Genomic DNA, 13,699 nt, shown 5'->3' with positions numbered 1-13,699 from the left:
GGACAATAGGGCGAAGGCCAGAAGAGACTCGGTCATGTCAGAATGCCCTCTCTCAGCAAGGACGCCGGAGGGGCGACAAAGTGAATCAGCAGAAACTGGGCAGCGAACGCATTTCCTTGATGCGTAGCGCCGTGATAGCGCTTGCCATTGTTCTTCTCGTGGTCGTTGTCGTTGGATGGAGTGTCCCAGGCGGGTTGGAAGTCTTCGACGAGCCCGGTAGCGCAGCAGATTGGCTCGCCGCGGTTGGCACTTGGATGATCGGGTTTGGTGCCACCAAATTTGCCGCGAACGACTACCAGCTCAAGCTTCATGAGCGGCGCGAGCGATTGCTCCAGGATGCGGAAAAAAGACTTTCTGCCCTGCAGGTAAAGGTCGCAAGCATCAGAAATTGGTCGCATCAACTGCAGATGGCTGGGCAGTTCTTTGCTGATTATCCGATGGAGTCGGCTAGCCCTAAGTACATCGAGGAAATGCTTGAAGGAACCAAGCGAGCCCTTCTTAGTATCCCGTGGGCTTCCGAGGACGCCATTGACATGGGGTCCGAGGAAATCCGCGCCCTGGAGCGAACTACGCGTGACATGGATACAGCCGTTGTTCTTGTGACGACCACACTTGAAATCTGCAGCGGCGAATCGGCCGTGTCGGCACTGCCCCATCATGGCGAGACGCTTAAGACGCTGGGCGGTCTGCTGGTGCGGGTCGCCGACCCCATGGCTTCGCTTGCCGCGTATCTCGACGCTGAGGCTACCGAAACTAGGCACTCGCGCGCTCGAATTATTCGAAAGCTGAGACGTGAGGCCGATGCCCTGTTGAATGGCTAAGCAATCCAGTTGCTTCCGTCAATTGGCTGCGCTGTTCATCTGGGGTTGCTGCCCCAAGCACCAAGAGAGCCCACCAGCGGCCTTGGGGTGCCGGTGGCGGGGCCGTCTACATCCGTAGGCGATGGATGCCTCATAGGCACCTACATCCGTAGACTTCAACACCTGTAGGCTACACCTGTACACGAGCCGAGACGGCTATGTACTGGAATGACTTCCTTGAGCGGACCCGCGTAGATGCGGTCCGTCTCCAAGGGCATCCGGATGCCTGAAAAGCAGGCGATTGAGATGATGAAGCGTGCGGCACTTACTTCGCCGGAGCGTACCTTCTGGAAGCGCTTGGCGGTGACCGAGATGGCCTTGGCTTCGCCCTGCCCCACAAGGCTCAGGCGGCGGTGCCGGGCTTTGATCATGCGAAATGCTGCGTGGATCGACGGCGACCTTCTTCGGGGCAACCTGACAATGGCTGAGTCTCTGGCTCGGCTGACGAAGCAGGTAAATCCGTTGCCAAAAGCCATGCGGAAGTGTTCCTTTTTCGGCACTGAGTAGCTGTGGCTTACCGTGGTGCCCTATACGGTAATCGCCCAGCGGATGCAATGGATCAAACCGGCCTGTCGCTGGCCTAGATTGCTCGGGACAGTCTTGGCTGGCCTCAAGCCAAGCTCGGTCCGTGGACCGTTGCCAATCCCAGCGAGAAGCCGACGATCCGCACCGTGGTCAGCCGCGCAGTGCGGGCCGCGGCAATGCGCGGAGAGCGCGCTCGAAAGAAGACTGCCGTCACCCTGTTCGAACTGGATGCGTTGCACGCATCATGCGACGACAACCTGGAGGACATTCGGAATCGCGCCCTGCTCTGCTTCGGGCTTGCAACCGGTGGGCGTCGGCGCAGCGAGATCGCCGCCACCAACCTGCGCCGTATCGGCGACGCGGGCCTTATCTAGCGGTCGGAGCGCAGCAAGACCCAACGGCGTCTCCGCCACCTCGACCCCGGACAAGCCGGTGCTGCATCGGGCCGCCCCCGCGGTGCAGGATCGGCTTGAGGCGGCAGGCATCTCCGCGTGGGCCATCTTCCGGCGGCTCTGGAAACTGCGCGTCGGCGCTGCCTCCCCTCTCCCGCGGCGGCGGGTCAAATCCTGCAAAGGCGCGCCCGCCCGGCCGGGCTGGAGGGGATTTTGGTTGGCATTGAGGTCAGGAGTCGTGACCGAGGCCAGCCGCCAAGGGGAGCGCTGCCGTCAAACATGCGGCTTACCGAGCACCGGTCGGTGTCGAGTGTATTGGGCTACCTACAAATGGGTGTGTGCGACAAGAATCCAGCAGCCAGGCTGCTCGAGTAATATTGTGTGAAAACTAAGGGGGAAGTGATGATAGTTGGCGATATCGTGAGCGAGGCTGACACCTGCCGGGAACTGGTCACACCCAAGCTCGTAGAAGCGGGATCGTGCTGCCGCCGCTTGCCGAGCAACAAGCCAACGTCAGCCGACTCGACACGCTGGCCGACAAGGTTCGGAAGGTCAACGAACGCCTTGACGCCATTGAGCGCGACGCCGACCGACTGCTCGCCGTGCGCTTTCGAGGCGCGATTGCCGGTGCGCATGCGGCCGATAGCGCAGGTGCCCCCCCCTGTTCGCAGCTCGGTGACGACAGACATCCAGATCATCCTTCAGGTCAGCGAAGCGCTGATACCGGCGACGCGGGAACGCGTGTACTCCGGGGTCCACTGAATGCAGTTCGTCCGCCACGGCCCCGACATCCCCGAACGTCTGCTGCAGGCGCACGAAGATGGGCGCGTGGTGTTCTTCTGCGGCGCGGGCATTTCTTACCCGGCGCGCCTACCGGGCTTCGCGGGGCTGGTGGAGAAGGTGTATGCGGCCTTGGCCACCGCGCCCAACGCGGTGCAGCAGGCGGCCATCAAGGCCGGGCAGTTCGATACCGCCATCGGCCTGCTGGAGGCAGACATCGTCGGTGGGCGCGAGAAGGTGCGCCGGGCGCTGGCCGGCATCCTGACACCCGATCTCAGTGCCCCGAACGCAACCGCCACCCATGAAGCTTTGCTGACGCTGGGCAAATGTCGCAACGGCCACGCCCGCCTCATTACAACCAACTTCGATCGTCTGTTCGAAGAGGTGATTGCGGCGAAGTCCCTCCACATCGAGCACTTTCAGGCGCCACTACTGCCGGTGCCGAAGAACCGTTGGGATGGCCTGGTGTATCTGCATGGCCTACTCAGTGCTGGACCGACCGCGAGCGAGCTTGATCGCTTGGTCGTATCCAGTGGTGATTTCGGCCTGGCCTATCTCACCGAGCGCTGGGCGGCGCGTTTCGTCAGCGAGTTGTTCCGCAACTACACAGTGTGCTTCGTCGGCTACAGCATCAACGACCCGGTGCTTCGCTACATGATGGATGCGCTGGCCGCCGACCGTCTGTTGGGTGAGTCGCCGCCAGAGATGTTTGCCTTCGGCAGTTTCTCCAAAGGCAAGGAAGAGGAACGGGCCAACGAGTGGCGGGCCAAGAATGTCACGCCCATCCTTTACCGCGAGCACAACCGGCACGCCTATCTGCACAAGACGCTGCGCGCCTGGGCCGAAACCTATCGCGACGGCGTGCGTGGCAAGGAACGCATCGTGGCCGAATGCGCCATGGCTCGCCCCTTGGCCACAACCCGGCAAGACGATTTCGTCGGGCGCTTGCTGTGGGCACTGAGCGATCCGGGCGGCCTGCCCGCCAGGCGCTTTGCCGATCTGGACCCGGTGCCGTCACTGGATTGGCTGGAGCCGCTGAGCGAGGAACGCTACCGGCATGGCGACCTGGGGCGCTTTGGTGTGCCGTCAATAACGACCGCAGATGACAAGCTCACATTCAGCCTGACCCGCCGACCTTCGCCGTATCCGCTCGCGCCGTCGATGTGCATCGTCGATGCTGGCGCGCGCAGCAGCCGTTGGGACGAGGTGATGCGGCAACTGGCGCGCTGGCTGATCCGTCATCTGAACGACCCGGGCCTTTTGCTGTGGATGGTCAAGCGGGGCGGGCAGCTGCATGACGATCTGGTGTGGTGGATCGAACATCGTCTGGACGAGCTGGCCAAGCTGGAGCACGACGGCGGCACCGCCGAGTTAGCGCGCATTCGTGAGGGCGCACCCAACGCGATTCCCGGCGCGCTGATGCGCACCCTATGGCGGCTGCTGCTGACTGGGCGAGTCAAATCGTGGCTGCGCGAGTTCGACCTGTACCGCTGGCACGACCGCTTCAAGCGCGATGGCCTTACTCCTACCTTGCGCCTGGAACTACGCGAGATGTTGACACCACGCGTAGCGCTGCGCGAACCGTTCCGCCGGCCCGGCGAGGACGACGAGACTCATGAGCCGCAGCGCACCAGGGAGCTGGTGGAATGGGAGATCGTGCTGTCGGCAGATCACGTCCATTCTAGCCTGCGCGAACTGCGCAGTGATGAGCGCTGGGACGCTGCACTTCCGGAGCTGCTCTCCGATGTCAGTGCCCTGTTGCGTGACACGCTTGATCTGATGCGCGAGCTCGGTGGCGCCGAGGACAGGAGCGACCTGTCCTATATACATCAACCCTCGATCAGTGAACATCCACAGAACCAGAAATTCCAGGACTGGACGGCATTGATTGACCTCACCCGGGATGCGTGGCTCGCCACTGTTGCGCAGTCGCCGGCGCGGGCATTGCTCGTGGCGCAGTCTTGGTCGCACGCGCCCTATCCGCTGTTCCGGCGCCTCGCCTTCTTTGCCGCGGCACAGGACGGCGCAATCTCCCATCGCCAGGCGCTTGACTGGCTGCTGGCGGACGATCACTGCTGGCTGTGGTCGGTGGAAACCGAACGGGAGGCCATGCGCCTGCTGGCGGCACTGACGCCGCATCTGGATGAGGTGATGCTGAGGGAGCTGGAGGAGGCCTTGCTCGCCGGTCCTCCACGAAACATGTTTAATGACGACATCGAGCCGGAGCGCTGGATCAGTATCGTAGACCGCGAAATCTGGCTCCGGCTGGCAAAGATCGTCGAGGTCGGCGCGGTATTGGGCAGGGTCGCCAGAGACAGGCTGGACGGACTTTCAGTTCAGTATCCTGAGTGGCGAATCGAGGCAGATCACCGAGATGAGTTTCCTTACTGGATGGGCGATGGCGACGAGTGGCGCAAGTTCGTCGCCACGCCGCGTCGTCGCCGTGAACTGATCGAGTGGCTCAGGCAGCAATCCAGCCCAGATCATTGGCAGGAGGATGACTGGCGGCAGCGCTGTCGCGACAATTTTGCCACGACCGCCTGTGCCCTGTGCGCCTTGGCCAAGGAGGGTGTATGGCCTACGGAGCGCTGGCGCGAAGCTCTGCAGTCCTGGTCAGAGGAAAAGCTCCTGAAGCGCTCCTGGCGTTACATGGCTCCGATCCTGGCCGCCGCACCTGATGAAGTCCTGCAGGCGCTGGCCCATGGTGTCAGCTGGTGGCTACAGGCCATTGCCCAGACATTCGAAGTCCATGAAGCACTCTTCTTCGTTCTCGCCCGCCGTGTTCTGGCGCTGGATGACCAGGATAGCGTCGATACCGACGACCTCGTCGGGCGAGCCATCAATCATCCTGTGGGCCACGTAACCGAGGCACTGCTACGCAGGTGGTATCGGCGCTCGTTAGAAGATGGGCAGGGCTTGCCAGAAGAGATCAGGCGCACGTTCACCGAGCTCTGCGATACCCTGATCGACAAGTATCGGCATGGTCGTGTATTGCTGGCGGCCCATGTTATCGCGTTGTTCCGCGTCGACGGAGATTGGGCGACGCAGCACCTGTTGCCGCTTTTCGACTGGCAGCGCTCAGAAGCCGAAGCGCGTGCTGCGTGGAAAGGATTTCTATGGTCGCCGCGACTCTACCGCCCGCTAATGGAATTGCTCAAGCCGGCCTTCCTGGAGACCGCGCGCCACTATGCGGAGTTGGGCAAGCACGACGGGCAGTACGCATCATTGCTGACATTCGCCGCCCTCGACCCGGGTGAAGTATTCAACGCTGCCGAGCTCGCGGCTGCCACTCATGCATTGCCCCCGGATGGTTTGGGCGATGCTGCACGGGCATTGGTGAGGGCGCTGGAGGGAGCGGGTGAGCAACGTGCCGACTATTGGACGAACCGTATTGCCCCGTATCTGCACGCCATCTGGCCCAAGTCGCGAGTTAACATTTCACCCGCCATCGCCGAAAGGCTCGGCCGCCTTTGTGTATCAGCACAGAATGCGTTCCCCGAGGCTTTGACGCTACTCCGCCCCTGGTTGCAACCACCGCCCCATCCTGACTATTTGGTGCATCGACTACACGAGGCAGGTCTCTGCGGCAAGTTCCCCGAACAAGCATTGGACTTCCTCAGTTTGGTGATAGGGGATCAGAAGCAGTGGATGCCCCGTAACCTTGGGGATTGCCTTAGTGAGATCCTCTCGGTCGCGCCAGACCTCGATAGTGACCAACGTTTCCAACAGCTATTCGTCTACTCAAGGCGGGGTGGGTGAGGATTTGACCTCAGCTCGGAGCCGCGATGAATCCCCTAGGTGGTCACGAGTAAACAGAGGATTGAGAGTACTCGCGGTGGGCTCGTCTGGATGTTGGAGAACTATCGCCTTTCCCTACCCCTCCTTTCCATGCTGCTAAGACCTCATCGCCACCAAGCGCGCGAGGCCTCACTTGAGATGCGCCAAGGCTAACCAAGGCAATGGGGTATGGGTTGCGACTCTCGCTGCTATCAGGCCAAGATCCAATGATTCTGCTCAATGCCGGACCACACTGTTTCCCTAGATCACTCATAGCCACAAGAGAGAGATAGAGAGAGTGTGTGTGGAGGGGGGGGGCAGCAATTTGCGGCGACATTCCAGTAATCCCTGGCATTTCTCACTGAGCAGATGGGCACTGACTGCGATAGACCCAAGCAGCCAAAGAGTGCTGCTCAACGAGGCCGGCAACGCTTGGAGCGCGCCGCCAGCTCGCCGCTGGGAGACGACCCTTACATCCTGACCGGCCTGGCCCGACACACGCCTGAGTCGCCAATTCTGACGAAAGCCCTGCTTGCCAAGGCATCAGCCTGGCCGCCAAATCTGCAACGATTCTGAAAGTATTGAAAGCCCGGCCAGATCAACACTCGATCCAATATCGCAAAAGTCTGATTCCCGGCACCGCACACCAGCGCTAGACTTCGACGGCCTTCAACCGGAGCCGCCCGCCATGGATCAGGACCCGTATCGAGCAACCCAGCCCCCTCCGGGCCGACCAGCAGACAGCTGGATCATTGAGATTCCAGGTTCCATCACTCGCCCTATCAAATACATGTGGCTGATGCTAGCGGTGCTGAGCGCCATCTCGCTTGTTGCAGCGCTGGTTCTGCTGCTCGCCAACGAGCGCCATGGCACCTTCATTGCAGCAGGCCTGGGGCTGACGACCTGCATGTATGTTCCTTTGGCGGTTGGCATCTACAAGCGTATTCCACTGGTGGCCGTGGGCACACTGATAATCAGTGTGATTGGTTTGCTGGGAGCATTTCTGAGGGCGGCGATGGGCGATGTCTCGGTGCCCGCACTGGTCGTGTCTGCCGTGATGGCGCTTGTAAGTGTTCGCGGCACGATCGCCATCTATGCGTTCCATCGTCTTGTGGCCGATGCGTGTCAGCGGCCTCCGGGCCAGCAATTGAGTAACGAACCGGCACGTGCGGGAAATTCGGACGCGTAGAGTGTGTCCCGTCGACCAGCTTGGCAGCAGGCGAGTTCAGTTGACGAGACGAGGAGCGGCCGGGGCTTTCGCATGCAGCCTCATGGTCGGTTGGCAGCAGGCCAATCGGTTCCGCCAGGATCACCTTCCCGGCGCGCGGCATTGATCATGCCTGTGTGTACTGCCATCAAACGTTCGAGTACACCGTCCAGCTCATCCATGGCCTCGGCAGCATCGCCCTTGGCCAACGACTGTCTTGCGCACTGCAGATCGTCCATCAGCGGCTGCAAGGTGTCTGACTGGATCGAAACTGTAGGATCTCTGCGCCGAGGAAAGTGCACGGTTGCGTTGTTCCACGACTCACCGTAGATCGAAACAGACAGATCCTTTTCATCTCTCCGGCTTGACCTCAATTCAGGGACTGGATCAGTGTTCGGGTGTTGGTTGAGCGAGACCTAGAGAAACTCGGCAGAAATCTTCTCGAGATACTTGGGTGTGATGCCAGCGTGCTCTGAGAACACAGTGTCAGCATCCTCCGGCGTGTCCACGAATGTGCCGCGTGCGCGCGCATGAAGATCGAAGAGTGTATGCAGGTCGAGCTTCCGCAGCTGCGTGAGCGCGCGCAGCATCAGTGATACGCCGGCAAGATTGTTCTCAACGTTGTTCTGCCAATGCGGATTGGTAGCCACAGCAATGTCTGCCCAGATCATCTCTTTCGCTTCGAGGTCGAAGATCATCGGAAGGCAGAACTGCGTGTCAGAAGACACATCGAAACGGTCCACGACCGTGGCGGGTTCATAGGGCTCGCCGGAATCGGGGTGATGCCGCGCCATCCACCCGGCATAGCACTCTGGCAGATCACAGAATGCCTGGCCGGTGAAGTTGTTGATGCAAACGACCACGTAGCGCACGTCCAGGCTTCTGCAGCGGGCAACATCGATATCGATGAACTCGCTTGCCCCCTTGGGCGCATCAACGACATCCCCGCTGTGAACGGCGCCGAAGTTACGAAGGTTGTAGTAAGAGAGCGTATCCACATAGCGGAAATCATCCGCATACATAGCTGCAGACAAGTCGATATCCACGCGTCCGCGTGCGTTCCTCCACCAGGTGAAGAAGCGGAGCGTGGGTGAATTCTCAATCGGCACACGGCTGCCGCGCACAATGGTGCGCAGGGCTTTTGAGGCGGAGCGCTGCGAGAACGGTGCCAGATAGCGCATCATCGCTGGATCTAGGTAACAGCGGCCCAGGGGGGGCAGTGTCGCGAAACGAACAACCAGCGTTCGGTCACAAATCGAAATCACATCCGAGATCGAACACGGCTGCAGCGGCTGCAGGGCGTCGCTTCGCGCAAAGACGTTGGCCACCTTGCCCTTGGGGAAGAACACTCGTTGGCCCGGCGTGCTGCGGTGGCGGAAGTGGGTCATCAGCTGGAGCAGCACCGGCGTGGAAACCCGCGACGCCACGGCAGCAAACGCCTCCAGCACGTCACTGCCCCCGCCAAGGCGCAGCAGCGTGTCAAGACGCCGCGCAAGCTCGCCGGGTCGTGACTTCAGTAGCTCCAGCGCCTCCGCGGGGCCATCTCCCCAGCCGGTTTGCTGCTGCGCACCGTCGGTGCGCGCGAGCGCGACTTCCACACGGCTGTTGAATCCGCGCTCGCGTTGACCGTTGCGTAGTGCATTAAACGCCGCCGCAGTTTGTGGGTATCGATGCGTGTACTCCCCGGGATGTAGGCGCTCGCCGAGACGAATCCAGCGACCCTCCCAGCGCTGCATGTCCTCCAGCCGTGAGGGCGTGCGTTCCAGCCACGCCAGCAGGCGCGCACGAACCGAGCGCGGAAGCCGTCCGAACTTGGTCGGTTGCGCCAACGATACGTCGCCGCCACTCATCGCTGCTGCGATACGCAGTACATCGGTGGCGGTTTGAATGCTGGGGTCCAGCGCAGCCGGATCGAACCCTTCCCGCAACATCGTTCCAGCAAGAACCGCGAGGTTCTCCTTGCAGGCCACTTTCGCGGGTATCAGGCGGGTAATCGATTGACCGTACTGCACGATGAATCGGGCTACGTCCTCACGATCCTGTGGCGAGTAAGGCGCCTTGGATTGCGCCAACCGAGTGAACACTGACGTCAGGTCAGCCGGTGACCCCAGGCGAAGCGGCCGCAGCCTGGGCTGTTCTTTGGACGGCGAGCGGTGCTGGCCTCCGGGAAACGCATCCACCAGCCCCCAGTAGTGTCTCAGGGCGTTGAGATAGAGTTCGCCCTCGGCCAGCGCCATGACTTGAGCAGGAAAGCCGGGATACAGCGGCCTGAATACCCGATACGCGCCAAGCATCGCCTTCAGTTCCCGCTCCAGGCGACGATAGAAATTGACCGCTTCATCGGCACCGAGCGACGACAGTCGCGCTTCGAGATCCGCGGCCAGGCCGTAACCATACGCGGCCAGATTCCGCTGGATGGTGGCAACCAGCTCAACGGGTGTAGTGCCATCACCCCGCTCCAACACAACCATCGATCTACGACGAAGAAGGATCTGGAACATGGCTGGAATAATTAAAAAGGCGGAGAGCGGAGACCCTATTTCAGGAAGGTTAGAAGGAAGGACCCCCATAGCCGCCTTGGTTGCAGAGTAACACCGAATGCACTGGGTGCGCCTCCTCGTAATCGGCAACCAGGCATGGCGCTTTCGGGTCAGGCGCCCGCCACCTTGCTCAGGAGGTTGACCAGTACGCCCTCGCCCATGCGCTTCGCCGCACGAATCGCAGGGTGAGCCGGCGCTTTTAATTGCGGGAGGTAGGCATGGCAGCCGGTCTTGATAGTGAAGTGCTGGGCCATGAAGTACAACTCAGCAGCAATACTCCCCTCATCAGCCCCCGCGCCGTGCAGTCGAACATAGCGCTCCAGTGCAAGCGTTGCGATGCTGGCTCCCAGAATCTCTGTCTGTCGACTGGAATCACCGTGCCAGAAGATACGAATCCAGCCCTCATCTTCGGCATCCTCGTCCGCGCTGAATGGCAAGATGAGCGTGCCATCGTGCAGGCTCCGCGCGCACCAGAACTCACCATGGCGTTCGCCCCAGTAAAGGGGAGCGAGGTTGGCGACAAATCCGACGATTGCAGTGCTTTTGTCGCTCAAGGAATTTTCTCCGCTTGCCGTAGCTGTCAGTAGAAGTGTGTCTCATCAGGCGCGCCGCGGGCCGGTTCCCAAGTGGCCTTACCAGTTCAGACAACGCGGAGAGCGGGATCGTGGCTGGTAATGGGGTATCGGGTTTTGCCGTGCTTCCCCGTCCCGCCGACGAGCATCCGAGGGCGAAAAGTAAATTGGCGGCTAGTGGAATCAACCTCATGGTTCCTATCCCGATCTGTGCGCCTTCCATGGATCCCCTGTATTGAAACTGATGCGCGGCCAATAGTGACATGCGCACGTTGAGCGCGCCGCCCCCGGAAGGACTGCGGGGTTCGTGATCCTCCCGAGGCCGTAGGTATGTCGCATCCGCCCTACCCTTGCCGCTACCAACCCGGCCGCAACGGGAGGCAAGCCTGAGCCGCTGATAACGTCGACAGCCTTGCTGCTCAAGGTTCTCGCCCAATCTAGCCTTATGCAACGATTCTGAAAATGTTGAAAGTGGTGTCGGCTTCAGCCTTACTGCATTGGCATCGCGCACAACCGAGCGTATTCCTTGCCATGCCACCGAAAACAGGTGGTCGGGCCTCGAAATCCCGGTTGTGTAATCGTGACTTACGCTTGCCAGTCGGCACCATCGCCAAGGTGGTGCCGGCTGGCAATCCGTCTGCCGGCTATGGCGGGCGGTGCGTGGAGGCCTTGCGCCTGCCGGTCTGATTGCACGCCGGATTTCGAGCCACGCATCGTCCGCCACCTTTATCGGTGGCGGCTTCTGCCTGCACGCAAGGAGCCCTGCCATGACCAAACCCCACTCCCCTGCCCCGCACTCGATCCACGACGCACCCGCGAACGGCCCAGTGCTGGATCCCAACACGCTCATCGCCCTGCTGCACAGCATCGGCTCGGGCGCCGCCTCCGATGGCCAGCCCTGGCCAGAGCGCCACCAGATGCCCGGCCGACGATTGGCCTTGGCCGATGCCGACTGCTCGCTGGCGGGCCTTCGCGTGGTGCTGGAGCTCCTGCTGGCCGCACAGCGTGCCCGCGAGAACGGCGAAGTGGAGCAATACGTCGGCCCGCGCGTCATGGAAGGCCTGATCATGGCTGGGCTGGGGCTCACAGCGCATGCCAGTACGCGGCTGCAGCCGGAAGGCTGAGTGGCATGGCACCGCTGGGCGGCCACAGCGCTGGGCCTGGCGGCGGTGGTTGCGGCGCAGGCCCTGTGGCCAGAGCCGCCCGTGCCCGAACAGCTCGCGTTCCAGAGTATTTCCGTCGATCGCTATCTGCGGCAGCTGCGCCGCCAGGCGATCCAGTTTGTGGAAGACCGGCCAAAACAAGGCTTCCAGTTTGTCGAACAACACCGAAATGGGGCCTTCGAGATTCATTGCAGAGGCGTGCCGGTGCTGTGGTTGGAGAGGCGCTCGCATCACGTGCTGATGCAGGCGTCACTGGATGCTAAGCAACGGGCACCTGCCGTTCTGGAGTTTCAGGCAACCCTGCAATGGCAGCTGGAGCCGTTGGGCTATCTGGAACAGGTTCTTATGGGCGTTCCGGAGCCTGTCCTGATGGATCGGATGCTGCTGATGCTCGCTGGCGGGGTGCCTGATGGGGCGCGATGTGGTTGAAGGCGTTAGCCGAGCATGGCTCGGCTCTACTGAGGGGCTGCCTGCGACGGCTCGGGTTCGTGGACGGAGCCTTCAAGCAGGGCGGCTTTGGGGGAGCGCAGATCACTGGTGCTCTACCATCGCCGCGGAGCCGCACTCGCAACTGACAGGCCGCGCTGGTACTGGACGTCGGCTCAGCCAGTAGCGCACGCGCTGCCGCTTCGCCGAGCGGTGTCAGCGAGACCACCAGACCTGAGTATCGATTGCCTTCGGCGTCGAAGCTGACGGCTGCCTCCAGCCATCGGAGGCGCCGCAGTTGGTTGAAGGTTCTGCGGATGTCATGGGTGGAGTATTCCTGCAGGCCCATCTGGGCCACGCGGAAGCCGGGGCGCGCCGTCTGGAAGTGCTGAAGCATCGCTGCACACAGATGCAGGCAGAGGGGTGGCACTGGATCGGCGGCCTTATCCAAACGCCACCTCCGTTACTGTCGACCTGGGGACCTCCAGGAGCGTGTGGGCCTGCATTCCGAATCTGCGCCGGAACAGACTGCCGCTGACAGGGGGTGCGTGCAGCAGGCCCTGGCTCTGGTCGCAGCCAAGCAGCTCGACCGCATGCCGCTGCTCCTGGCGCTGGACACCGTCAGCCACCACCCGCAGCCCAAGGATTGCCCCCAGGGTGACGATGGTCGACACGATGTTGGAATCGACCGGATTGCTGTCCACCTCGGCGATGAAGACGGGGTCGATCTTCACTTCGTTGACCGGAAGGTGCTTGATCCGCGCCAGGCTGGTGAAGCCGACACCAAACGCGTCCAGCGCGATCTGAACGCCCTCGGCAGACAGGTCCGCCAGCGTTTCGCGGCAATCCTCGATCTGCTGCATCAAGCAGGACTCGGCAATCTGCAGTGTCAGTTTCTCTGCGGCAATGCCGTTGCGGTGCAGGACCTCGCGGACCTGTGCGCAGAAGTCGCGCCGGCGCAGCTGGATCGGTGAGATGTTGACGGAGACCGTCCAGTCGACGTTGCCCGCCTCCTGCCATTCCCGCAGCTGGATACAGGCACGGTTGAGCATCCATCGGCCCAGCCGATGGATGAGCCCTTGCTCCTCGGCAAGCCTGATGAAGCAGCCGGGAGCGATAAGCCCCCGGTGCGGGTGCTGCCAGCGAACCAGTGCCTCGGCGCCGACTACCCGCTGGCTTCCGCATTCGACCGTGGGCCGGTACAGCACGACCAGCTCGTCGTTGCTCATTGCCCGCATTAAGTCTTCCGGCGCAAGTGGGACGCCGGGGCTGTCCTGATCGACGACAAGCATGATCGCTGCTCCATGATGGGAGCCGTCATGCTGTGCAACCAGCGCCAGACCGACTTCTGCGCCGGCCTCAATTGTTGTCAATTGTTCTCTCAGCCCACGCAGCGCGAGCTGTCAGCGCATGCCCTCACCCGCACATCGCCCCGTCTGCCAGAGCTTGGGCGGCGT

Annotated in this window: 12 protein-coding genes; 6 read left to right on the top strand and 6 right to left on the bottom strand. The window is 61.7% G+C overall.

Features of this window, described 5'->3' with window-relative positions; translation table 11 throughout:
* Nucleotides 1-80: 80 nt before the first annotated feature.
* A complete protein-coding gene (locus tag HUT07_RS09265; protein WP_176020710.1) occupies nucleotides 81-821 on the top strand; it encodes a hypothetical protein in 741 nt (246 codons plus the stop codon).
* Nucleotides 822-976: 155 nt separating this feature from the next.
* On the opposite strand, the gene HUT07_RS09260 is transcribed toward HUT07_RS09265, so the two are convergent.
* Nucleotides 977-1,231 carry a hypothetical protein gene (locus tag HUT07_RS09260; RefSeq protein WP_176020709.1) on the bottom strand — a complete coding sequence of 85 codons (255 nt, stop codon included), beginning with the start codon at nucleotides 1,229-1,231 and terminating at the stop codon, nucleotides 977-979.
* Between the two features lie 300 nt (nucleotides 1,232-1,531).
* Between HUT07_RS09260 and HUT07_RS20525 the strand changes: the two genes are divergently transcribed.
* Nucleotides 1,532-1,759, top strand: a complete 228-nt coding sequence (locus tag HUT07_RS20525) for a hypothetical protein (RefSeq protein WP_343203028.1) — start codon at nucleotides 1,532-1,534, stop codon at nucleotides 1,757-1,759.
* A 338-nt stretch (nucleotides 1,760-2,097) separates the two neighbouring features.
* Here HUT07_RS20525 and HUT07_RS09250 read toward each other — a convergent pair whose 3' ends face one another.
* Nucleotides 2,098-2,466: a hypothetical protein gene (locus HUT07_RS09250; RefSeq protein WP_176019163.1), complete on the bottom strand. Its 369-nt coding sequence runs from the start codon at nucleotides 2,464-2,466 to the stop codon at nucleotides 2,098-2,100.
* 73 nt (nucleotides 2,467-2,539) lie between these two features.
* Here HUT07_RS09250 and dsr1 point away from each other — a divergent pair, with 73 nt between their 5' ends.
* A complete protein-coding gene (dsr1, locus tag HUT07_RS09245) occupies nucleotides 2,540-6,316 on the top strand; it encodes an anti-phage defense-associated sirtuin Dsr1 (protein WP_176020708.1) in 3,777 nt (1,258 codons plus the stop codon).
* A 706-nt stretch (nucleotides 6,317-7,022) separates the two neighbouring features.
* Nucleotides 7,023-7,523, top strand: coding sequence for a hypothetical protein (locus HUT07_RS09240; protein WP_176020707.1), 501 nt, complete (start codon nucleotides 7,023-7,025; stop codon nucleotides 7,521-7,523).
* An 80-nt stretch (nucleotides 7,524-7,603) separates the two neighbouring features.
* On the opposite strand, the gene HUT07_RS09235 is transcribed toward HUT07_RS09240, so the two are convergent.
* The 3 genes from HUT07_RS09235 to HUT07_RS09225 form a co-directional block, all read right to left on the bottom strand.
* The gene (locus HUT07_RS09235; protein ID WP_176020706.1) at nucleotides 7,604-7,780 is read right to left on the bottom strand and encodes a hypothetical protein; all 177 of its coding nucleotides are present in this window, start codon (nucleotides 7,778-7,780) and stop codon (nucleotides 7,604-7,606) included.
* 177 nt (nucleotides 7,781-7,957) lie between these two features.
* The gene (locus HUT07_RS09230) at nucleotides 7,958-10,042 is read right to left on the bottom strand and encodes a TerD family protein (RefSeq protein WP_176020705.1); all 2,085 of its coding nucleotides are present in this window, start codon (nucleotides 10,040-10,042) and stop codon (nucleotides 7,958-7,960) included.
* A gap of 149 nt (nucleotides 10,043-10,191) precedes the next feature.
* The gene (locus HUT07_RS09225) at nucleotides 10,192-10,635 is read right to left on the bottom strand and encodes a hypothetical protein (RefSeq protein ID WP_176020704.1); all 444 of its coding nucleotides are present in this window, start codon (nucleotides 10,633-10,635) and stop codon (nucleotides 10,192-10,194) included.
* Between the two features lie 785 nt (nucleotides 10,636-11,420).
* Here HUT07_RS09225 and HUT07_RS09220 point away from each other — a divergent pair.
* Both HUT07_RS09220 and HUT07_RS09215 read left to right on the top strand, forming a co-directional pair.
* Entirely contained in the window at nucleotides 11,421-11,777 is a 357-nt protein-coding gene (locus HUT07_RS09220; protein WP_176020703.1) for a hypothetical protein, read from the top strand.
* Entirely contained in the window at nucleotides 11,778-12,245 is a 468-nt protein-coding gene (locus tag HUT07_RS09215; protein ID WP_176020702.1) for a hypothetical protein, read from the top strand.
* Nucleotides 12,246-12,685: 440 nt separating this feature from the next.
* Here the strand turns inward: HUT07_RS09215 and HUT07_RS09210 are convergent, their stop codons facing one another.
* Nucleotides 12,686-13,534, bottom strand: a complete 849-nt coding sequence (locus HUT07_RS09210; protein WP_176020701.1) for an EAL domain-containing protein — start codon at nucleotides 13,532-13,534, stop codon at nucleotides 12,686-12,688.
* Between the last annotated feature and the right edge of the window lie 165 nt (nucleotides 13,535-13,699).

Origin of the sequence: Stenotrophomonas sp. NA06056, assembly GCF_013364355.1 — a bacterium.
Taxonomy (GTDB): Bacteria; Pseudomonadota; Gammaproteobacteria; order Xanthomonadales; family Xanthomonadaceae; genus Stenotrophomonas.
Note: the sequence above shows the minus strand (reverse complement) of the source record. Positions and strands in the feature narration are given on the sequence as shown.

What these genes read in the sequence shown, in the direction of transcription:
- HUT07_RS09260 (WP_176020709.1), bottom strand. Translation starts at nt 1,231, where the DNA reads ATGATCAAAGCCCGGCACCGCCGCCTGAGCCTTGTGGGGCAGGGCGAA.
- HUT07_RS09250 (WP_176019163.1), bottom strand. Translation starts at nt 2,466, where the DNA reads ATGTCTGTCGTCACCGAGCTGCGAACAGGGGGGGGCACCTGCGCTATC.
- dsr1 (WP_176020708.1), top strand. Translation starts at nt 2,540, where the DNA reads ATGCAGTTCGTCCGCCACGGCCCCGACATCCCCGAACGTCTGCTGCAG.
- HUT07_RS09240 (WP_176020707.1), top strand. Translation starts at nt 7,023, where the DNA reads ATGGATCAGGACCCGTATCGAGCAACCCAGCCCCCTCCGGGCCGACCA.
- HUT07_RS09235 (WP_176020706.1), bottom strand. Translation starts at nt 7,780, where the DNA reads ATGGACGATCTGCAGTGCGCAAGACAGTCGTTGGCCAAGGGCGATGCT.
- HUT07_RS09230 (WP_176020705.1), bottom strand. Translation starts at nt 10,042, where the DNA reads ATGTTCCAGATCCTTCTTCGTCGTAGATCGATGGTTGTGTTGGAGCGG.
- HUT07_RS09220 (WP_176020703.1), top strand. Translation starts at nt 11,421, where the DNA reads ATGACCAAACCCCACTCCCCTGCCCCGCACTCGATCCACGACGCACCC.
- HUT07_RS09210 (WP_176020701.1), bottom strand. Translation starts at nt 13,534, where the DNA reads ATGCTTGTCGTCGATCAGGACAGCCCCGGCGTCCCACTTGCGCCGGAA.